Below are 21,123 nucleotides of genomic sequence, written 5' to 3'. Positions count from 1 at the left end.
TACTAATAATAATCGCCCAATTGATAACGAGAATCATTATTATAATAAATATTAAATTATAATAATTATTATTTAGTTTTCAGTTATTATATGTTACCATTGATTTAACAGAGAAATACCCCCTATTTAAACTGGCATTTATAAACCTAAAAGGTATTACAGATGAATAACATTCTCAATTACTAGTTTATTAATTGAGAATAAGTTTCACTAACTAAGGAGGTTTTAACGTTGCATACCGAGACAAAATTTCTAAAAGAGCAGGTTCATATAGAGTTCTCAGTATTTAAAAAACTGAAAGAGCATATTGAATTATTTGCAGCATTGTTAAGCGGATTGCTAATTTTGACTGGATGGCTTTTAGCAAGCAATCAAATGGAGACTAGTTCTGTTATTACTTACATGGCTGCATATATAATTGGTGGTTACGCAAAGGCAAAAGAAGGAATTATTGATTCAATAACAAAAAAAGAACTTAATGTTGAGTTACTTATGATACTAGCTGCCATTGGATCAGCAATAATAGGTTATTGGACTGAAGGAGCTATTCTAATTTTCATTTTTGCAATAAGTGGAGCTCTTGAATCTTATACGATGAGAAAAAGTCATAAGGAGCTATCTTCGTTAATGGAGTTACAACCAGAAGTAGCGACAATTATCAAACATGGAATTGAGCGTAAAGTACCAGTTTCTGAATTACTTATTGGCGATACAATTATTATCAAACCAGGTGAACGAGTACCTTCAGATGGAACTATTATTGATGGCCATACGTTTATCGACGAAGCTGCCATTACTGGGGAGTCCATTCCTGTTCATAAATCGCTTCATACAAATGTTTTTGCAGGAACGTTCAATTTGCGTGGAACCATTACAGTTGAAATTACAAAGCCGAATAGTGAAACTCTTTTCCAGAAGATCATCGAACTTGTCCAAAATGCGCAAAGTGAAAAATCACCATCACAACAATATATTGAACAGTTTGAAGGTCGATATGTGAAAACAGTTCTAATTATTGTCGTACTGATGATGTTTGTTCCTCATTTTGCTTTAGGATGGAGTTGGACCGAAACATTTTATCGAGCAATGATTTTACTTGTTGTTGCCTCTCCCTGTGCTTTAGTAGCATCGGTTATGCCGGCAACCTTGTCCGCAATTTCAAATGGTGCTCGAAATGGAATATTAGTTAAAGGTGGTGCTCATTTAGAAAATCTCTCAAGGCTAAAGGTCATAGCATTTGATAAAACTGGGACATTAACAAAAGGGGAACCTGAAGTTGTAGATGTAATTACACGTGAAGATTTAAACGAAAAACAATTTTTATTTCATGTAGCTTCTATTGAAAAATACTCAAATCACCCACTTGCTTCTGCGATTGTCAAGTACACAACTGATAAAGAAATTCTACTTGTAAAACCAGAACAAATGGAGGACATTGCAGGAAATGGAGTTCAAGCAACGATTGAACAGAAGCGGTGGAAGGTTGGAAAAGCTGATTTTGTTGGAAAGGAAGATGCTCATAAGTTTAACAATCAAATCTCATCTATCTACGAAAATGAAGGTAAGACAGTAGTGTTTGCAAGTGATGAAGATGGAATTGCAGGAATTATTACGTTAAAGGATACCATCCGAAGGGAAACTGTTAGCGCAATACAAGCATTAAAGAAGCAGGGCATCATACCTGTGATGTTAACTGGTGACAGTGAAAAAACGGCTTCTGCTATAGCTTCCGAAAGCGGTATTGATATATATATTGCAAATTGTCTTCCTGAAACAAAAGTAGATGAAATTAAAAAACTAAACCGAAAATATGGAAATGTTGCGATGATAGGTGATGGCATAAACGACGCTCCCGCTATTGCAACAGCAACTGTCGGCATTGCAATGGGTGGAGGAACAGATGTTGCTCTTGAGACAGCTGATATTGTACTAATGAAAAACAACTTAACAAAGATCTCAAAAGCTATTAATCTATCACAAAAAATGAATCGGATTATTAAACAGAACGTTTATTTTTCCATAGCGATTATTCTTCTATTAATTGCTTCTAACTTCCTGCAATCCCTCGCATTGCCTCTTGGTGTAATTGGTCATGAAGGGAGTACAATTCTTGTTATATTAAATAGTTTACGACTTCTACGATCATAAATGAAAGAGGCTTGGCCATAAGTATTTCAGCCAATGATAAACCCGAACAATTAGGCGATATTTTAATGAATCTTTCACCTAATCGTTCGGGTCTTTATTTGTTGCTTTAGATTTGTTTGATTTTGCATACTCTTTATTTCAGTATAAGAAAGTATAAAATCTTTGAGTGAATCTTACATATTTGTGTATAATTAATCCAGCTCCAGCGCCCAGCCCGCCTGAGGCTAAACGTGGTGCCCCGAGACTTTTGTTCTAAACAAGTGAAATGGAGCGGAAGACACTCGACTCCTGCGGGAAGTAGAGGAAATTCTGAGACCCCGCAGGCGCAGGCGAGGAGGCTCAGCTTCCTCCCCGCGGAAAGCGAGTGTCTGCAGCGAAATGGAACGGACATCATTCTAGAATTAACAATTTATATTCTAGTAGAAATAAAACGAGGCTACCCAAAAGTCATTATTCATGGCTTTTGGGTAGCCTCTTTATGTTTCCATAGGATCTTTATTACATCTAACTTATTAAGATGTTGCTGATTGAAGGGCAATTTGAATCATATCATTAAATGTTGTTTGACGCTCCTCAGCAGTTGTTTCTTCTCCTGTAAAGATGTGGTCACTTACAGTTAGGATTGCTAATGCATTCACACCATACTTTGAAGCTAAGGTATATAGTGCAGTTGTTTCCATCTCAATAGCAAGAACTCCGTAAGAAGCTAATTTTTCAACAAGCTCCATGCTATCACGATAAAATACATCAGCTGTTAATACATTCCCCACTTTTAAAGATAAGCCTTTCTCTATTCCAGCATCATATGACTTCTTCAATAAGTCAAAATTGGCAGTTGGTGCAAAATCCACACCTGGGAATGTTAGACGATTTACATTTGAATCAGTTGATGCAGTCATAGCTAATATAACATCTCTTACTTTTACATCTTGTTGAATAGCACCACAAGTTCCAATGCGAATAAGATTTTTTACATTATATTCACGAATTAATTCATTCACATAAATAGAGATTGATGGAATTCCCATCCCTGTTCCTTGTACGGACACTCTCTTCCCATTGAATGTTCCTGTGAAACCTAACATCCCTCGTACTTCATTATAGCAATGCACATCCTCTAAAAATGTTTCTGCTATATATTTTGCGCGAAGTGGGTCTCCTGGTAATAAAATACTTTCTGCTATTTCACCTTGTTTTGCACCAATATGAATACTCATGCATGAACCATTACAATTACTCGAATTGTAACGGTCTCACCTCCTTATATGTTTTATTGCAATACTATAGCTTGTCCATCCTATAGCTTTCTAAATACTCTTATATGTACAAGATCAAACCTATAATAAGTAGGAACTAGCTCAGCTTACGTAATTGTTGATTCAATGTACTTAACTCATCTTCAAGTTCAACTAAACGTTTTTCTAACGGTGCTATGTTCCCGTTTACGTACTCTAATTTTTCTAGATTATGTTGAAGTTGTAGATATTCGTCTTTTAACTCGATAATTTTGGTTTCTATCTCCTTTTTACCCATCATTACCAACTCCCACAATTAGTTTATCATGTTCCTAAAAAAATTTCTCTAATTAAAGTTACAGACCTAATTTCTTTGTTAAATGTAAAGAGTATATACTATTATTATAAAAACAATCACTTCTCATTTCAGTGATTGTTTTTCTACTTCTTTACGTGAAATAACGCTGGTGGATAATCAACATCCGCTATCCATTTGTACTCTTTACCTTCTAACCCTTCCTTTACCCATACATCGCCTTTATATTCTTCGGCATCTCTTCTATACCATGTAATAGTGCTTCCGAAAACTAGAGGATCTTGATCAATTTCAGTTTTCATCGGGAATGTAAGTTGTTGTTGTTCATTTGTTTTTATATTTACAACAAATAGCTCTGTAAACATCGTGGGAACTGGCCCTTCATTCCAGTCCTTATTTTCCTTAGCGCGCGCCACAATTATTTTAGAGGGAGAAAACCATTCTAAATCAAGATCTACAAATCCTCTAGGCGTGTATTCCTGTTGTTGATTAGAAATCGGAATATCTGCAACTGTCGTTTTCTTATTTTCTACGAAAAATCTACCTTCTCCTGATATATAAGCTAGCTTGTTTTCTAAAGGCGACCATTTCATCCAGTCTGCATACCCAAGCATCTTCCCTATTACTTGAAAATCCTCTCCTTTTGAGGATAATACAAAAAGTGTATTGCTGTCATTGGACCAAGATGCTGTTGGAATACCTAAAAAGCTAACCCACTTTCCATCAGGACTCCATTTAAAATAACTGGCACCAATCGCAAACAAATCAGTGGTATTCGTCTGTACTGTATAGAAGTGTTTCATTTTTTCTGGATTTAGATTTGCATCTACAGGAATACGATAAATTGGAATCGGTCCCCACCCAGTTGGTTGTAAACACGATGTAGAAGATACGATTAATTCCTTTCCATTTGGAAACCATCCAAAATCACTTGCTCCTAATGAGACATTTTCAAAGCCATGTGGACGATCCCTTTTCATTTTCGTTACATTCAAAACACGTCCGGAAATGTAAGCTAGTTGATTTTTAACAGGTGACCACTTAAATAAAGACGTTTCAATTGTCTTATATGGCTGATAATTTACTTTTTCTATCGTATCATATATAAACAAATTGGACTTTTCTCCTCTTTCATCTCCATCTATATAAGCGATAAATTTCCCATCATAAGACCATTTAGGTGTATGTACATAACTTCCAGTTGTCAACTGGGTTTCTTCACTTCCAACCTTTAGCCATAGCTGATGATTTCGGATAAATGCTGCTTTCAGTGGTACTTCAGCTTTTACTATCGGTGTAGCTACTAGAAAACTAAATAACAGTAAAACAACTAGTTTGTCTCTCATAGAACATCCCTCCTAGAAATAGAATGTCCGATTAAGCAAAAAAATTCACGGGCGTGTTATCCCATGAATTTTTTAATATTGCCTTTTACATTTCTTCTTTTCTCCATACATTGCCGTACACTCTCTATGTACTCTTCCTAGCAGATCCATTAGCTAAAAAAAAAATAACGTTTACCATACAATGTAATTCATTTACATCATTATAATTGCCCTTTCCTGTTTCTAGCTATAATAACTCTACCTCTACAGAATCAATTTCCTTTATTGTTTTCACATCTTCGTATACGTCAGAAGTGTATCGTTCTTGATGGACTGCAATTTGTAAATCTGCTTGCCTGTAATTATTATCTTTTTGATCTTTAATACGAATTCGTTCTATTTTAATGTCTAAGCTTCTAATTTGTAGAAAGGTTTCTTTTAAGGAGTGTTCTTTGCTTACTTCAATCTTCAATCTCAATTCTTTTTGGCGTAATGCCTTTGGTCCGATTCTCTTTAATAATGGACTAAGCATTTCAACAGCAACAAGTAATAAGACTGTAGCTAAAATTGCCTCGCTGTAAAAACCTGCCCCTACTGTGATACCAACACCAGCTGCCGCCCAAATCATCGCAGCTGTCGTCAATCCGCTAATTACATCATTGTTTCTACGTAATATGGCTCCTGCTCCTAAAAAACCGACTCCTGATATGATTTGAGCTGCAAGGCGTAATGGGTCCATCGGCTTCTCATAAGCAACAGCATATAATTCTGTTGCTTCTATCGATACAAATGTTAGTAAGCAAGAGCTAACCGAGATGATGATCGTTGTTTTTAATCCGAGTGGTTTTTTCTTTAATTCACGCTCTATTCCAACCGCTGCCCCAAGAACTAGAGACAAGATCAGCTTTTGCAGCAAACTGTAATCTATTGCAATCTCCAAATTTCCCACTCCTTTTTGGATGTAAATGTTATGTTGATAATATTATTAGTAATGCTTCTATTCTAGAATGTTACCTTTGATTCCTTCTATACCTGTAATAAAGGAATAATCTATGTGAGTCGGAAGAAAAATAAAAGTAACGCGTCTTTTAGGAGGAATTATGATTAAGTTAAACAGGATTTTACTATTGCTTTTCCTATTGTTAATAAGTTCACCGCTTATCATCGGCGCCCATGTAAAGTGGTTTACAGAAGTCGCAGCAGAAAAGGCTTTGATTGAAGATATTTTATCACCTTTTTTTATTGCTCTATCACTGTTAATAGCGTTGTTATTAGCTATTTTAACACAGCTACTTCCGTATCTTGATAAGGTCCAATCATTAAAGAAAATTGATCATACGTTAGATCATTATCGTAAATCCTCACGATATATTTTGAAATATGGTACAGCATTGGCACTTGTCATTCAAATTTTTTCAGGTAGTCTGTTTGCTCCGGAGTTTACAATTCCTAATCAAGCCGTGGTACTTATTATGTGGGCAATTACAATCTTATTGTTTATCCCACATCATTTGGCTACGAAAGCCGGTGCCATCACACTATTATGTTTGTTTATTTATCAGCTATCGATAAGTGGAACCTTCCATATGCTAGATTACGGTTTTTACTTAGCAATTATTGCGGTTCTATTACTTGAAAGAACTGATCTTGAAGAATGGGGCTTTCCCTTTTTATATTTAGGAACAGGGTTATCCCTTTGCTGGGTAGCAGCTGAAAAATGGGTGTATCCAGCCATGAGTATCAACATCATTGAAAACCACGGAGTTCCTACTTTTGGATTCCCTCCTGAGACTTTTGTTGTGTTAGCGGCATTTATCGAGTTTGTGGTCGGCTACTTATTGATTGTTGGGATATTAAACCGTCTACTAGCTTTTGTGCTAACTTTGATTTTCATCTCTACCACCATGTTATTTGGCTATACGGAAATAGTCGGGCATTTTATTATTCACATCATTCTTGTTATCTTTATCATTGAAGGGGTTTCGTTTTATCAGCCTCCAATTAGAATACACAAAACCAAAGTGGATCAAATCATTTTTGTTTTTTTAAACTTTATCTTCGTTCTCTCAACTTTTGTATTAATTTACTATCGTTTTGCCTAATGTTGTGCAAAGACACGTATCAACAAGTTTACGTGTCTTTTTTTTATTATTTATACAAATATGTAAAAATAGCAGGTACTCGTTCTCTCCAGGCTAACTCGTTATGAACAGCGTCTTCTACAATTTCGAATTTACAATCCTTCACGTTCTCTTTTAAGAGGAGATATACTCTTTCGCTCGATTCAATATAACGTTGGCTATCTACTTTTTCAGTTGCTTCATTTGTTCCCACATCTAAATAAAATTTTTCGATTTTGCATAAATCTGATTGAGTAATAAGGTCTTCTATTTCTTCTTGATTAAACCAAAATGCAGATGAAAGTGATGCAACTTTACGGAAGATATGAGGGTATGTACTAGCAGCATAAGTTGAAATTAACCCTCCCATTGAGCTACCTGCTATTGAAGTATCATTTACCTTTGTCCGATATTTCTCATCAATGAACGGCTTAAGCTCGTGAACAATATAATCAATGTAGGCCTTCCCTTCACCGCCGATTTCTCCTTCCAATGAAGGCAGCTTTTCTCTTATGGCCGTACTTACCCATGGTGAGTATTCATCAAGGCGTTTGTAGCCTTCAGTATTACAATCAATTCCAACAACAATCAATTCAAGCCCGCTTTGTTCTAAATAATCTGAGATGCCCCAAGACATCCCATACCCAGCATCTTCATCATTATACAAGTTCTGTCCATCATGCATATATAGTACTGGATAACATTTTTCGGAGTCGGTTTTGTAGCTATTTGGCACATACACTCTAACGATTCTTTCTCGATTAAACGGAGTAATATTCACTTCAAAGTGTTCAAACATTACTACTCTCCTTTAGTTGTCTGTATTTTTTCATGTAGTTCATTAAGAGCCTTTTGTAGCTGGTCTTTCGGTACTAATGGATAATTGTCTCCAATGCTTACTTCATAATAACAAGCTTCGTCAGTTACATCTTTAAGATGGCTTGTCAAACCTATTCCCGTTTTTTCGAAAAGTTCCACTAAAAGAGGCTCAAGCTCTCGCTTCGGAAGATCAATATGAACATGAAACATATTCGATACTGGAACAAGAGGCTTTGTTGTAATCATTTCAACGGAATTATATAACTCTGCTAATTCCTTTGCATTCTCATAATATTGCTTCATCTTATGTAATCGTAGATCAAAATTATAATCCGCGCTCAAGATGTATGGATATAAACTAATTAAGTCTCCACCATGGCGTCGTTTCCACACTTTCGATTCTTGTATAAAATCTTTTGGTCCTGCTAGTATTGCACCTGCAATTCCACCAATCCCCTTGTAAAAAGAAATATATACACTATCAAATAATGCGCAAATTTCTTCTGCTGATTTTTCATAGTATGGAAGAATTTCATACAATCTAGCACCATCTAAATGAAGTTTAATTCCGTTATCTTTACAATATTTCGAGATGTCTTCTAGAGTCTCAAAACTTGGTAGTTGGCCTCCAATTTCACGTTGAGGTAGTTCTAATAGTAAACAAGCTATGTCGTCTTCTAACTTTTTTACATCTTCTAACTCAATTACACGGTCTTTCTCCGCCAGAAGGATGGGTGTAATTCCGTGTAGCTTTCTTAGCCCATCTTCCTCATGTATTTCAAGATGACTTAATGGATGGTACGCTACTGCTTGAACATCTCTCTCGTCACACCAAATACGTAAGGCGATTTGCTGAGCCATCGTTCCACTAGGAAAAAACACAGCCTCTTCTTTACCTAAAAAGGAAGCTATTTTCGCTTGGAAATTCTCAATTACTTTCCCTGTACCATATATATCACTTTCTACGTAACCATCTATTTTTTCAAAAACCTCTTTTAATACTTGTACATTTCGATTTCCATGTCCAACTAGTTGATAGGATGTATTTTTAAATGCCTCAATTAATGTTTTTTTACTCACAAATAACACTCCCTTCTCTCTTACTATTAATTCGATAAACGAAACATAATTCCTTTTTATGTGAAAAAGTGCTTTCTCCATTCAGTTAGGAGCATAGCACTTAATTAGAATTTATAATTTCCTAAACAATAATAAAATAAGCAGACCTTTCTGTTTTTCAAGGTCTGCTTCTCGTAAGATAGTAATTATTCACCTAGGTCCACGTTATGGTACACTTGTTGGACGTCTTCTAGATCTTCTAATGTATCTAATAATTTTTCGAATTTAGCTTGAGCATCTTCAGGTAAAGTTACATCATTTTGCGCTAACATCGTTAATTCTGCAACAGTGAATTCTGTAACCCCTGCAGTTTTGAACGCTTCTTGTACTGCATGAAATTGATCCGGCTCTGCGTAAACAATGACAGAATCATCTTCTTCTAATATATCTCTCACATCAACATCAGCTTCCATAAGTAGTTCAAGTGCCTCATCAGCAGTCTTGCCTTGAACACCAATTACGGCAGTTGCATCAAACATATAAGCAACGGAGCCACTCACACCCATGTTGCCTCCGTTTTTATTGAAGGCTGCACGAACTTCAGCAGCTGTACGATTTACGTTGTTCGTTAATGCATCAACAATGACCATTGATCCATTTGGACCAAAACCTTCGTAACGAAGCTCATCAAAGTTTTCTTCGGTGCTGCCTTTTGCTTTTTCAATTGCGCGATCGATAATATTTCTTGGTACATTGTAAGTTTTCGCACGTTCTAGAACAAATTTCAAATTTTGGTTGAGTTCCGGATCGGGCTCACCCTGTTTTGCTGCAACATATATTACACGTCCGAATTTCGCATAAATACGACTCGTATTTTTATCTTTTGCTGCTTTCTTCTCTTTTATATTGTTCCATTTACGGCCCATTATTGAACACTCACTTTCGTTTTAAAAACATTCTAGTTATAAACACAAATAATATTATACATTAACTTACACAATTGTTAAAAGAGTAATCACATAATCTTTTAACGAGTTGTAACTCATCACGAATAGGAATTCCATTGTCAGCTTTAAGTGGAATCGTAGACTTTAGTTTTCTTGCCTTCTCAACCGCCTTCGGAAACAATGCTTCTAGCTCGTAACCTCTTTTTTGATAAAAGCTTAATGCATGTAAATTATCATTTGTCGTCACTAGTTTAATACGATTAATTTGCCTAGTTTTACAATATTCTTCTACCGTTTGAATTAGTGAGCTCCCTATACCGTTATTTTCAATCCTACTATCAAGTGAAATAATTTCACATTCACTACCATCTTCAATAAAGGTAATTAATCCAATGATTTTACTTTTCTCATCCGTTACTGCATAACCATCTAGTTCGTCACAATGATATATCCCGCTAGAAACCACCATTTGAGGACTACCCCAATGTGAAGTAAAAAAATCGGTAACCTTTTGTTTATCAATACCCTTTATATCAATGATCTTCATTTTCAATTCCTTCCTTTTTCATTCACCTGAATACGATTTATCATCTACAATTTTATAATCTATCTTGTTCACGTTGTATGAATCCTTTCACCAAACCTCTAATTCTTACTTCTGTTATTTCTCAAAAGAAATAGTAGCCCTAAGGCTACCACTTCCTAAGCATTCGCGCGATGTGTTTGTTCTAATTGACGTAATTCAATTCTTCTAATTTTACCAGACGTGGTCTTTGGTAAATCAGTTACAAACTCAATCTTTCTTGGGTATTTATATGGTGCTGTTAATTCTTTTACATGATTTTGTAATGTTGGAATTAATGTCTTATCGTTCGTATCCACATTGTCTTTTAACACAACGTACGCTTTTACTATGCTTCCTCTAATCTCATCAGGACTTGCGACAACTGCACATTCCTTAACGAATGGATGTTTTACTAGTGCGTCTTCTACTTCGAAAGGTCCTATTGTATAGCCAGAGCTAATGATGATATCGTCTCCTCTACCTTCAAACCAGAAGTAGCCATCTTCATCTAAACGAGCTTTATCACCTGTTACATAGTATTCGCCTCTAAATTGTTTCGCCGTTCTTTCTGGGTCTTTGTAATACTCTTTAAATAATGCTGGAGTTTCAATATGAACAGCAATATCACCTGTTTCACCAGGCTTCACAGGGTTTCCATCTTCATCAATAATATCTACTCGGTTCCCTGGTGTCGGCTTACCCATTGAACCAGGTTTAATTTCCATTCCTTTTAACACACCTACAAGTAGTGTATTTTCTGTTTGACCGTATCCATCTCTTACTGCAATATTGAAGTGCTTATTGAACGTATCAATCACTTCTCGATTTAACGGTTCTCCAGCAGATACGGCACTATGTAAATGAGGAAGCTCATACGCACCGATGGTTTCTACTTTCGCCATTAGTCTGTATTCTGTTGGCGTGCAGCACAATACGTTCACTTCATGTTTTTGCAATAAAGATAAATACTTTTCTGGCTCAAACTTTCCGTAATAGACAAAACCAGTTGCTCCTGTTCCTAACGTAGCAAGAAACGGACTCCAAATCCATTTCTGCCATCCTGGTCCTGCAGTTGCCCAAACCGTGTCACCTTCACTAATATCGAGCCAGCTTGAGGCAGATGTTCGAAGGTGGGCATAGCCCCATCCATGTGTATGAACGACTCCTTTTGGATTTCCTGTTGTACCTGAAGTATAAGATAAAAAGGCCATGTCTGAATTTTGTGTATCTGCCATTTTCAGCTCATCACTTACAGTATTGATGCTAGTCTCAAGTGACTGCCAGCCATGCACTTGGTCTCCAACAGAGAACAAAGTTAAGTTCTTTAGATCAATTTCCTCAAATGAATTGGTATAAGAGTGATAGCATACAACTGCTTTTACCTCACCATGAATAAGTCTATATTCAATATCTTTTTTTCTTAGCATTTCAGAACTTGGAATAACAATGAGTCCAGTTTTTAATGCAGCCAAGTATACCTGGTAGGCTTCGATTAATCTTGGCATAATAACGAGAACTTTGTCTCCTTTTTTCAGTCCACTAGCTAAAAAAGCGTTTCCAATTTGGTTTACCCGTTTCATTAATTGAAGATATGTAATTTCTTTCGTACATCCTTGTTCATTTTCCCATTTAAGTGCGACTCTTGTACTGTCACTTGCAAATTTCTCAACCTCTTGTACGATGTTGTACTGTAATGGTGCTAATAATGTAGTCTTGTCCATGAAATTACCTCCTTCTAACGCATTGTCTTCATTATATCAAATTATATGAAAATTATGAATAAACGAAAGGGGATTTATGGATTTTATGTATAACGAATATCTTGCTAATAAATTTATCACAAATAAAAAGGGCGGGTATTACCCCGCCCCTGTAGCCATGTTATAAAGTTGTGATTATTGTTGGAATCCGCCACCAAGTTGTTGTTCAGCCATAGAAACTAAACGCTTAGTGATTTCTCCACCAACTGAACCGTTAGCACGAGAAGTTGTATCTGCACCAAGGTTTACACCAAACTCGTTAGCGATTTCATATTTCATTTGATCTAGAGCTTGTTGAGCTCCTGCTACTAGAAGTTGATTGCTGTTGTTGTTTTGTGCCATGTGTATCACCTCCTTGTGATTATAGAGTGTGTTAAAACACATGGCTTCATTCAAATTATTGATTGGTAATTGTTAGAAGTGTTTGACCATTTTCTAAAATAGATCATCAAATGATTCTTTCGTTGCTGTGTGGTCAGCTCGAACTTGTACAACTTGAGTATGATTAACGGCTTCTTCAATTAATTGTGAAAAGTCGTAAGCTCCTTCAAAACGATTTGCCTTTTCTCTTCTCGGTCTTGTCGCAGGTGAGGATGGAGTAAATATCGTACAACAGTCTTCATACGGTCTAATTGAAATCTCATACGTATCAATTTTATGAGCAACATCAATGATTTCCAACTTATCCATTGTAATGACAGGACGAATGATCGGAATGTTTGTAACCTCATTAATTGTATTCATACTGTATAGTGTTTGACTTGCCACTTGCCCAAGACTTTCACCAGTTGCTAACGCTAAAATTTCATTGCGCTCTGCTATTTTTTCTGCAATTCGCAGCATCATTCTTCTCATAATCGTCATTGAATAATTACTTGGTATTTCTTTATGAATGGTCGTTTGTATTTCAGTGAATGGAACCATATGAATATTAATTTTCTTACAATGAACGGCAAGCTTTCCTGCTAAATCAATTACCTTTTGTTTAGCACGTTCATTCGTGTAAGGAGGACTTTCAAAGTGGATCGCATCAATGGCGACTCCTCGTTTCATCGTCAAGTATCCAGCAACCGGACTGTCGATTCCTCCAGATAAAAGTAATAACACCTTCCCACTAGATCCAACCGGCATTCCACCTGCTCCCATACGGGTGTAGCAGGAAATATATGTTGCATGTTCTCTCACTTCAACTCGAACTTCGACATCAGGATTCCGCACATCTACCGTGATGTCTTCCGAGTTCGTCAATATATACGCTCCAAGCTCGTGATTTAGTTGATGTGTATCTAATGGAAACTGTTTGTACGAACGTTTTACAACAACTTTAAATGTCTTGATTCCTTCTCTCGCCTCATTAAACGCAAAGAGAGCACCAGTTTTTATTTCTTCTAAATCGGTTTCCGTTTTCAGGGCAAGGCTATAGGAATGAATACCAAAAACTGTTTCAAGCTCATCCATAATTTCTATATGTGGTTCACCATTTAGTGTAATGAACATGCGATCTCTCGTTTTTTCATATGTTAATTTAGGGAACCTTTTCAGCTTGATTTGGATGTTCTCTTTAAGAGCGTCAATAAATCTGTTTCGGTTTCTACCCTTTGTTGTTATTTCACCATATCGGATTAATATTTGATCATACTGCATTTTTTCTACCTCTTAATTACAATTTTTTTCGTTAAAATTTCTTTTAGTGCAAGACAAAATGCGTCGATTTCCTTCTCTGATGTATGTGCAGACATACTGACTCGTATTGCACTTTTCGTTACCTTCTCTTCTTTTTGCATTTCAATTAAGATTCGGCTTGCTGAAGCATCTTTTGACGAACACGCAGATTTTGTTGAGACGTAAATGTTGTATTCCTCAAACAGGTGAACAAGTGCCTCTGGCTTTGTGCCTGGTACTGAGAAGTTCACGATATGTGGAGCAGAATCGTGCACAGGAGTGTTGATGACCACTTCAGTCATTTGACTCAAAAAGTTCATGAGTCGTTGTTTCAACTTCTCTAATTCAGAGATATTTTGTTCAATATTTTCTAGTGTCATTCGTAATGCTCTGGCCATCGAAACGATTCCGGGTACATTTTCCGTCCCCGCACGCAACTGACTTTCCTGTGAGCCTCCTGTAAATAGAGGCTCTAATATAAGTCCTTTGCGAACATACAAAAACCCTGTTCCTTTCATGCCGTGGAACTTATGACCAGATGCGGTAAGTAGATCAATTTTCGCTTCACGGATTGATAATGGCACTTTCCCAATACCTTGTACATAATCAACATGGTAAAGAACTTGCGAATGTTGTGCGAGCATCTCACCTATTTCCTTCACAGGTTGAATACTTCCAACTTCATTGTTTACATGGATAATCGATACTAGGATTGTATCTTTTCGTATTGCTTCTTTAACTTGGTCAACTGTAATATGCCCATCTTCATTAACCGGTAAATATGTAATATCATACCCGTTAGCTTCTAATTGTTTGAAGCCTTCATGAATCGAGGCATGTTCAATAGAAGTTGTAATGATATGCTTTCCTCTTTTTCTATATTTAAGGGCTGTCCCTTTAACTGCTATATTATTTCCTTCAGTTCCGCCAGAAGTAAAAATGATTTCACGTGGGTGAACAGACATTAATGTCGCTATGTTTTCTCTTGCTTGCATAATTAATCGTTCCGCTTCACTTCCAAGTGCATGAACGGAGGATGGATTCCCAAAATATTGAGTTGCAACTTTCGTAAAAGACTCAATAACTTCAGGATATGGTCTTGTTGTTGCACTATTATCTAGATAAATCATGACATATACCTCCTTTAAAACCCTTGCAATTTCTTATGTTAACATAACCGCACACAATACAAAAGAATGTCGAATGAGCAAAAAAATAAACACCCTTATTGGGTGCTTATTCTACTTCGTCCTCTTCTAATAAGCATTGAATTCGTTTCAGTGCACCTGGCTCGATTTTTTCAAGCGCAGTCGCAGCTTCTTCAAGAGCACGAGAGTATTCAAAATTACGGAACGCTATTTCAGCTGACAAAAGCTTTTCAGATAATTGCAGGTATCGACCACGATATCGATTACCATACTGAATGACATGTTCTGCAAGATATGCTTGTTCAACAATATCCTCTGTGTTAATAGTAAGTTTCTCTACGTCTCTCATTGCTTTTTCAAGCATTTGCGAAAGAATCGGAACATGAAGCGGCTTTTCAATAAGCTTCTCGGCAATTTCAATGATTTGTTCATTGCAAGCTTGAATTTCAACTAAATAACTTTCAGGCAGACCAGGTAAGTTACTTTTTCTAACAAGCTGCTTCGCTTCAATCATCATTCGTCTCATCACATCTAATTGTTCTTTAACATATGTTTCGTCTTTACGAAGTGCTTGGAGCATATGAATGAATTCTTGATGCGATTCTTTAATTGCTTCAATTTGAACTTTAATATCCTCAAGTTCATTTTTGATAATCGAAAAAGCAATATCGCTATCTTCAATTGACATCTTTACATTTGTAAAACGTTTAATTAACGTGTTAATTCGATTTTCGATATCCTTTTGAGCTTCAATATCTTTATCAAGTAATCGATAGCTTAATTGAACTTGTTCTGTTTCTACTTTAGTTTCTTTTGTTTCTTCATACAAAATATTCATAGATACATGAATTGCGTCTACTTCTTTTTGTACGAAGTGCTTGGATAATACTTCTTTTTCCAACTGATCGTAGAAGCTCTCAATTTTCAATTGAAGTTCCGCAATTCCCTCTTTTACAGGTTCAATGTCTGCATTTTCGATATGTAAGAGGTACTCGGATAATTTACTTTGTATATGCCCAATTTCTTTTTCAATTTGAAGGTGTGAAAGAACAAATCCTTCTTCCTTCATTTCTTTTACTCCTATAAGAAGCTCATCTAACTGATTCGGAATGGTTTGACCGCACTCTTTTAATAGGCTAGGTACTTCAGCAATTAAAATTTGCATTCTAGCTAATCGCTCTTTAATAAATAAAACGATTTCGCTGCCGACTAGCACATTTCCATTTTCAATAGCTTCTTCAAATTCTATAAACTTCTCGTTTGCTTCATCAAGCATTGACTCCATCTTCGCTTCAGCTTTTCCAAATGTATTGCTATGAGCAAGAAGAGACCTGCGAACATCACGGTATAATTGCTGTAATTCTTCAATCTCAACTCTATTTTTTTCTTCACTACCGACTAACTCTTTTAACTCTTCTAAAATCATTTTAATGGAGTCTTCAATTTTTTGAAGACGGTCGTTTAATTCAGTAACGAGCTGTTTTGCTTTTCGGATACGATATTTGTCAGCAGTTTCTTCGATGTCGAATAAAGCTTCCTCTATATCCGGAAGTTCTGTTGTAACAATCTCGTCCCACTGATTACGCCATTTTTCAAACAGTTCTTCTGTTTGTCCAACCATGTTTAAACTTTTTACCATCGTGAGTTCGTCTGTTACTGGACGATTCATAATGTCTATTTTCCAAGCTTCCAGGCGGTCAACCTCTTTATATACTTTTTTTCTTATCGTCACTCCAAATAGTAGGAATACTACTATTAACAAGATTAAAGCGATGATGAATTCCATAAAAAGCCCCTTCCTCTGCTACGCTCACCATCTTATATATTTAAAAGATGTCATATTTTTTTTAGTTTGATATGATTACATATAGTTTTATTAGCTTAATGATACCATGTAAACGACAATTTTTGACCAATTTTTTTAAAATTTTTACAGATAGTCGAAAGGAGACGATTTTGTTTGTTAGCTGACGGTCATATCCATTCTCCGTATTGTCCACACGGCACCAAAGATTCATTTGAGAAATATATTGAAAAAGCAATATTTCTGGGGCTAGAGGAAATTACATTTACTGAGCATGCTCCTCTGCCGTCTACCTTTGTAGATCCAACGCCTTTAAAGGATAGTGCAATGAGGCTAGAGTATCTTGAAAACTATTTTAAAGAAATAACAATCTTAAAGGAAAAATATCATTCTAACATTAAAATTAATAGAGGTTTAGAAGTGGATTACATAGAGGGATATGAATCTGAAACTCGTAGGTTCTTACAAGATTACGGGTCTTTTATTGACGATAGCATACTATCGGTACATTTTTTAAAACATAAAGATGCTTATTATTGTGTAGATTACAGTCCAGAAGCTTTTTCTGACATGATTTCGATATTTGGAGGTATTGAAGCAATCTACCAAAAGTACTTTGAGACACTTCTTATGTCTATTAAAGCTGATTTGGGTCCTTTTAAACCAAAGCGTATTGGTCATATTACGTTAGTTCATAAATTCCAAATAAAATATCCTGTCCAAAAAAGCTTTGAACAGGATATCAAGAACATATTGACTGAAATGGCAACTCATAACTTACAATTAGATTATAATGGTGCAGGTACTGCAAAACCTCTATGCAAGGAGCCTTATCCACCCCTTTGGATTATTGAGGAAGCCATTAAGATAAATATCCCAATTGTTTATGGTTCTGATGCCCACCAGGCGAAGGACATGGGACAAGGGCTTGATGTGATGAAAAAGGATATATTATTGTCTCCTACTTCCTATAATAATGCTGCTTTCAATGAAGGTGTATAATCAATACATATTGAAAGATCAATCCATTTTTGCAACTCAGTTACATATTGTTTATAAAAGTAATCTTCGTATGGAATGACATGTAAAACCTCTGTCAAATATTGGGGTTGAATAAACGGCATGATAAGCATTCCTTTTAGTTGAGCAATTGTTGACGAAATTGATACTTTTCGGAATTCCTTTGTACGAATACCAGTATCTAATAAATGCTTGATATAATATTTTTCTTTCGCTAGATAGGTTGTCATGACCTCTCGTGTTAACACATTATCTAACGTCATTTCACGAAATACAAATCGTGTTAAATGTTTATTTTCCGTTTGGAAGTTCATGATTGCTTGTACAAGCTGAAATAGGCTTTCTCTAGAATTTTGAGATTCCGCTTTTTTCATGACTCTTTCAATTACTTGAATGTATTGATCCATATAGGAAGAAATTAAATACTCTAACAAGCCTTGCTTATTTTTAAAATAGTAGGAAACATTCGCTATATTTACACCAGCTTTAGAAGCAATATCACGGATCGATGTACCGTCAAAGCCTTTTGTGTTGAATAATGTTATGGAAGCTTCAATAACCTTATCTTTTGCAGATGTTGAATTCATTTCGAATCACTCCAATGATCAAACTTCTCTTCTGTTACAAAGTTCTAGGTTCACCTAAAGTTATCCTTTAAGTTTTCATCGACAAATCCGTGCGTATTCCTACTAAATTTGCTATTATTATACTAATTTACATTCAAAAAAAGGGGGATTATCGTGTTTAAGGTCGAAAAGTACGATGAATCAAGAGAAAAGAATTACGAGATGTTACTTAAGCAGTTAAAAGCACTAATTGAAGATGAAACGAATCCAACTGCAAATTTAGCCAATGCTTCCGCCCTTTTAAATCAATTCTTAAATGAAATCAACTGGGTTGGATTTTATATGACGATTGATAACGAGCTTGTATTAGGTCCCTTCCAAGGTCTACCGGCTTGTGTGAGAATCCCGTTTGGGAAAGGTGTTTGCGGAACAGCTGCTTCTACAAAAGAAACTCAACGTATTGCAGATGTCCACCAATTCCCTGGTCATATTGCTTGTGATGCAGCATCAAATTCAGAAATCGTTGTTCCTTTAATTAAGAACAATGAAGTAATCGGTGTATTAGACATTGATAGCCCGATTAACGATCGCTTTGACGAGTTGGACCAACACTATTTAGAAAAGTTTGTAGATGTATTATTACAACACATTTAAAAGAGCTGGGACATAACTAAATAAATCATCCTCAAAGGCGAATAATATCTAAATAATTCTACCTATTCATTTTTTATTTATTAATCAGTTAATCTGGAAGAACAAGTTCGTTCCATTGCGCTGCAGACACTCGCTTTCCTCGGGGAGGAAGCTTAGCCTCCTGATATGAACGAAACTGTCAAGGCTCCCACTCTTCACCAGGTTTGGATTGTCTTTTGACCAACTCTAAGAAGAGAAGCTATTTACGGCTTCTTTTCTTGATTTTGTTAGTTAGCAAGCCATTCTGGCTAGAATAGCTCCTTCTTTAGCTTACTGACCACTTCTCACTTCTTTGTATGTCTGTCAAGTGGTCTCCTTGACTGTCATACAAAGAAGTGAGAGACTCCATTAAGCTATAGAAGGAATCTGTTCCTTTCTCCTTTTTTTGACTTGAATAGAAGTTAAGAACACGGCACGAAGGCAAAAATCTCTACTGCGGTTTACGCTCTGATATCCGTGGGTTTTCACATTTTATCTTTCCGTATAAAGGACTAATCCACTAACTCGGCACGTGCGTTAATCTATTTAGATATAGCACAGAGGAGGCCACGTGGGTTTTCCTTTCCGGTTTTTTTCTTTGCCTTCGAGCCCTGTTCTCAATCATCTATCTTTCTTCGTAAATTATTCGTGTGAAATTAAAGCCATACATAAAAAATGGATCAATAATACCTATATCACCGTAACATGACAACTTGTAAGATCAAAAACTAGCGTTTTTTACTTCTTCTACCTCTTGTGTAATAGCCCAAATAAAACCAGCTAATTCTCTGGCAACTGCAGTAATTGCTTTTCCACTTTCTTTTCCTCTTGATAATAATCGGTAATACTTTTTATGAAGTCGGTTTTGTGCTTTCCAGGATATCGCTTGAATAGTGGGGGACTGTCCATTTTGTCGTCTCATCAATTCTCCTTTAACTGACGGTTGATAACGATAACTCCATGCAGCTTCTACTAATAAGCGTCGTACATGACGATTCCCTGTTTTTGTGATGCTCCCTTGTATTCTTCTTTCACCACTTGAGTATTCACTTGGTATTAAACCAATATAGGCCATTAATTGTGTTGGTGATGAGAAACGTTTGAAAGAACCTATCTCCGCTACAAGACTAGTCGCAGTAATAAGAGCTACACCTCTTAGTGATTGTAAGGCTTGAATGGTTGGGGCGTGTACGCCCTCCGTTGCCTGAACTCTAATTTCTTCCTCTAGTCTTAAAATTCGTTGTTCTAGCTCTTTCAATTGATGATAATATTCTTGAAAGACCACACGTAGTTTGGAGCTTTCAAATTTTAATGCATCCAGCCATCTACGATATTTGACCGTCCATTTGTTCACACCTGACGGTGGCTTAATGTTATTACGAAGCAAAAATTTACTCAAACGGTGCCTTGCCCTAAGTTCATCTTCTTTTGCATCTTCACGACATCTTACAAGATCACGGAGAGCTTCATCCTCTTCGTTTGGAACATAGATGTTAGTTAATTCTCCTGCTCGATATAACTGAGCCAGTCGAATAGAGTCTCTACGATCTGTCTTAATACGTTCACCTGGTCTTTTAGGTATGAGAGATGGGGCTATCACATCACAATGAACACCTAGGGAAAGTAATAATCTATATAGTGGGTATCCAGTTGGACCGGCTTCATAACAGACTCGAAGAGTCTCGGTGTTTCCAAGTTTATTTATTAATTTCCTAACTGCTTCTGGTGTGTGAGGAATTACTCCCCAGTATCTCGGCTCTTCTCGCCCCTCATCCGCGATCGCAACTGCAATTTTTTCTTTTGATACGTCTAAACCTACATATTTTATGGTATCCTTCATAATAACTAGCTCCTTCCGTAATGTAGCTCTGATTTGGTTTGTTTTTACCAGTAAACATTCTAACCAAATTAACCTACGATGTTACGAGTAAGGAGCTAGTTTCGTTCATGATAACTC

Annotated in this window: 19 protein-coding genes; 4 read left to right on the top strand and 15 right to left on the bottom strand. The window is 36.2% G+C overall.

The genetic code is table 11. From position 1 onward, the window contains the following. Window positions 1-231 precede the first annotated feature (231 nt). Window positions 232-2,148 (top strand): heavy metal translocating P-type ATPase, encoded by a 1,917-nt coding sequence (locus JR050_RS07135; RefSeq protein WP_204202822.1) that lies wholly within the window; start codon window positions 232-234, stop codon window positions 2,146-2,148. A 512-nt stretch (window positions 2,149-2,660) separates the two neighbouring features. On the opposite strand, the gene deoD is transcribed toward JR050_RS07135, so the two are convergent. From deoD to JR050_RS07115, 4 genes are all read right to left on the bottom strand, one after another. Continuing rightward, the gene (gene deoD / locus JR050_RS07130) at window positions 2,661-3,365 is read right to left on the bottom strand and encodes a purine-nucleoside phosphorylase (RefSeq protein ID WP_204202821.1); all 705 of its coding nucleotides are present in this window, start codon (window positions 3,363-3,365) and stop codon (window positions 2,661-2,663) included. A gap of 136 nt (window positions 3,366-3,501) precedes the next feature. Next, a complete protein-coding gene (locus JR050_RS07125) occupies window positions 3,502-3,684 on the bottom strand; it encodes an SE1832 family protein (RefSeq protein WP_430392867.1) in 183 nt (60 codons plus the stop codon). A 140-nt stretch (window positions 3,685-3,824) separates the two neighbouring features. After that, window positions 3,825-5,045 (bottom strand): eIF2A family protein, encoded by a 1,221-nt coding sequence (locus JR050_RS07120; protein ID WP_204202820.1) that lies wholly within the window; start codon window positions 5,043-5,045, stop codon window positions 3,825-3,827. Window positions 5,046-5,271: 226 nt separating this feature from the next. Beyond that, window positions 5,272-5,952, bottom strand: a complete 681-nt coding sequence (locus tag JR050_RS07115; RefSeq protein WP_204202910.1) for an MgtC/SapB family protein — start codon at window positions 5,950-5,952, stop codon at window positions 5,272-5,274. 172 nt (window positions 5,953-6,124) lie between these two features. Here JR050_RS07115 and JR050_RS07110 point away from each other — a divergent pair, with 172 nt between their 5' ends. Next, the gene (locus tag JR050_RS07110) at window positions 6,125-7,126 is read left to right on the top strand and encodes a DoxX family membrane protein (RefSeq protein ID WP_204202819.1); all 1,002 of its coding nucleotides are present in this window, start codon (window positions 6,125-6,127) and stop codon (window positions 7,124-7,126) included. A 46-nt stretch (window positions 7,127-7,172) separates the two neighbouring features. On the opposite strand, the gene JR050_RS07105 is transcribed toward JR050_RS07110, so the two are convergent. The 9 genes from JR050_RS07105 to ezrA all read right to left on the bottom strand — a co-directional run bounded on the left by JR050_RS07105 (window position 7,173) and on the right by ezrA (window position 16,890). Then, window positions 7,173-7,943 (bottom strand): alpha/beta hydrolase, encoded by a 771-nt coding sequence (locus JR050_RS07105; protein WP_204202818.1) that lies wholly within the window; start codon window positions 7,941-7,943, stop codon window positions 7,173-7,175. 2 nt (window positions 7,944-7,945) lie between these two features. Continuing rightward, window positions 7,946-9,043 (bottom strand): threonine aldolase family protein, encoded by a 1,098-nt coding sequence (locus tag JR050_RS07100; RefSeq protein WP_346726720.1) that lies wholly within the window; start codon window positions 9,041-9,043, stop codon window positions 7,946-7,948. Window positions 9,044-9,228: 185 nt separating this feature from the next. Beyond that, entirely contained in the window at window positions 9,229-9,948 is a 720-nt protein-coding gene (locus tag JR050_RS07095; protein ID WP_204202816.1) for a YebC/PmpR family DNA-binding transcriptional regulator, read from the bottom strand. Between the two features lie 61 nt (window positions 9,949-10,009). Beyond that, complete coding sequence (locus tag JR050_RS07090; protein WP_204202815.1) at window positions 10,010-10,516, bottom strand: GNAT family N-acetyltransferase; 507 nt, start codon at window positions 10,514-10,516, stop codon at window positions 10,010-10,012. Window positions 10,517-10,671: 155 nt separating this feature from the next. Further along, complete coding sequence (gene mbcS / locus JR050_RS07085) at window positions 10,672-12,255, bottom strand: acyl-CoA synthetase MbcS (protein ID WP_204202814.1); 1,584 nt, start codon at window positions 12,253-12,255, stop codon at window positions 10,672-10,674. A 174-nt stretch (window positions 12,256-12,429) separates the two neighbouring features. Continuing rightward, window positions 12,430-12,636 (bottom strand): alpha/beta-type small acid-soluble spore protein, encoded by a 207-nt coding sequence (locus JR050_RS07080; RefSeq protein WP_204202813.1) that lies wholly within the window; start codon window positions 12,634-12,636, stop codon window positions 12,430-12,432. 93 nt (window positions 12,637-12,729) lie between these two features. Further along, a complete protein-coding gene (gene thiI, locus JR050_RS07075; protein ID WP_204202812.1) occupies window positions 12,730-13,938 on the bottom strand; it encodes a tRNA uracil 4-sulfurtransferase ThiI in 1,209 nt (402 codons plus the stop codon). Window positions 13,939-13,943: 5 nt separating this feature from the next. Continuing rightward, window positions 13,944-15,086: a cysteine desulfurase family protein gene (locus JR050_RS07070; RefSeq protein ID WP_204202811.1), complete on the bottom strand. Its 1,143-nt coding sequence runs from the start codon at window positions 15,084-15,086 to the stop codon at window positions 13,944-13,946. Between the two features lie 106 nt (window positions 15,087-15,192). Beyond that, complete coding sequence (ezrA, locus tag JR050_RS07065) at window positions 15,193-16,890, bottom strand: septation ring formation regulator EzrA (protein WP_204202810.1); 1,698 nt, start codon at window positions 16,888-16,890, stop codon at window positions 15,193-15,195. A gap of 174 nt (window positions 16,891-17,064) precedes the next feature. On the opposite strand from ezrA, the gene hisJ reads away from it, so the two are divergent. After that, window positions 17,065-17,910 (top strand): histidinol-phosphatase HisJ, encoded by an 846-nt coding sequence (hisJ, locus tag JR050_RS07060; RefSeq protein ID WP_204202809.1) that lies wholly within the window; start codon window positions 17,065-17,067, stop codon window positions 17,908-17,910. Here hisJ and refZ read toward each other — a convergent pair. After that, complete coding sequence (gene refZ / locus JR050_RS07055) at window positions 17,877-18,515, bottom strand: forespore capture DNA-binding protein RefZ (protein WP_204202808.1); 639 nt, start codon at window positions 18,513-18,515, stop codon at window positions 17,877-17,879. The two genes, hisJ and refZ, sit on opposite strands and share 34 nt — an antisense overlap. Before the next feature lie 201 nt (window positions 18,516-18,716). Between refZ and JR050_RS07050 the strand changes: the two genes are divergently transcribed. Beyond that, entirely contained in the window at window positions 18,717-19,148 is a 432-nt protein-coding gene (locus tag JR050_RS07050; protein ID WP_204202909.1) for a GAF domain-containing protein, read from the top strand. Window positions 19,149-19,887: 739 nt separating this feature from the next. Here JR050_RS07050 and JR050_RS07045 read toward each other — a convergent pair. Further along, complete coding sequence (locus JR050_RS07045; RefSeq protein ID WP_204201818.1) at window positions 19,888-21,006, bottom strand: IS110 family RNA-guided transposase; 1,119 nt, start codon at window positions 21,004-21,006, stop codon at window positions 19,888-19,890. Window positions 21,007-21,123: the final 117 nt, after the last annotated feature.

The sequence above is a fragment of the Bacillus suaedaesalsae genome (assembly GCF_016890225.1).
Taxonomy (GTDB): Bacteria; Bacillota; Bacilli; order Bacillales; family SA4; genus Bacillus_BS; species Bacillus_BS suaedaesalsae.
This window is presented reverse-complemented; position numbering and strand designations above follow the sequence as displayed.

What these genes read in the sequence shown, in the direction of transcription:
- deoD (WP_204202821.1), bottom strand. Translation starts at nt 3,365, where the DNA reads ATGAGTATTCATATTGGTGCAAAACAAGGTGAAATAGCAGAAAGTATT.
- ezrA (WP_204202810.1), bottom strand. Translation starts at nt 16,890, where the DNA reads ATGGAATTCATCATCGCTTTAATCTTGTTAATAGTAGTATTCCTACTA.
- JR050_RS07105 (WP_204202818.1), bottom strand. Translation starts at nt 7,943, where the DNA reads ATGTTTGAACACTTTGAAGTGAATATTACTCCGTTTAATCGAGAAAGA.
- refZ (WP_204202808.1), bottom strand. Translation starts at nt 18,515, where the DNA reads ATGAATTCAACATCTGCAAAAGATAAGGTTATTGAAGCTTCCATAACA.
- JR050_RS07090 (WP_204202815.1), bottom strand. Translation starts at nt 10,516, where the DNA reads ATGAAGATCATTGATATAAAGGGTATTGATAAACAAAAGGTTACCGAT.
- JR050_RS07120 (WP_204202820.1), bottom strand. Translation starts at nt 5,045, where the DNA reads ATGAGAGACAAACTAGTTGTTTTACTGTTATTTAGTTTTCTAGTAGCT.
- JR050_RS07110 (WP_204202819.1), top strand. Translation starts at nt 6,125, where the DNA reads ATGATTAAGTTAAACAGGATTTTACTATTGCTTTTCCTATTGTTAATA.
- JR050_RS07080 (WP_204202813.1), bottom strand. Translation starts at nt 12,636, where the DNA reads ATGGCACAAAACAACAACAGCAATCAACTTCTAGTAGCAGGAGCTCAA.
- JR050_RS07095 (WP_204202816.1), bottom strand. Translation starts at nt 9,948, where the DNA reads ATGGGCCGTAAATGGAACAATATAAAAGAGAAGAAAGCAGCAAAAGAT.
- JR050_RS07045 (WP_204201818.1), bottom strand. Translation starts at nt 21,006, where the DNA reads ATGAAGGATACCATAAAATATGTAGGTTTAGACGTATCAAAAGAAAAA.
- JR050_RS07050 (WP_204202909.1), top strand. Translation starts at nt 18,717, where the DNA reads ATGTTACTTAAGCAGTTAAAAGCACTAATTGAAGATGAAACGAATCCA.
- mbcS (WP_204202814.1), bottom strand. Translation starts at nt 12,255, where the DNA reads ATGGACAAGACTACATTATTAGCACCATTACAGTACAACATCGTACAA.
- thiI (WP_204202812.1), bottom strand. Translation starts at nt 13,938, where the DNA reads ATGCAGTATGATCAAATATTAATCCGATATGGTGAAATAACAACAAAG.
- JR050_RS07070 (WP_204202811.1), bottom strand. Translation starts at nt 15,086, where the DNA reads ATGATTTATCTAGATAATAGTGCAACAACAAGACCATATCCTGAAGTT.
- JR050_RS07125 (WP_430392867.1), bottom strand. Translation starts at nt 3,684, where the DNA reads ATGATGGGTAAAAAGGAGATAGAAACCAAAATTATCGAGTTAAAAGAC.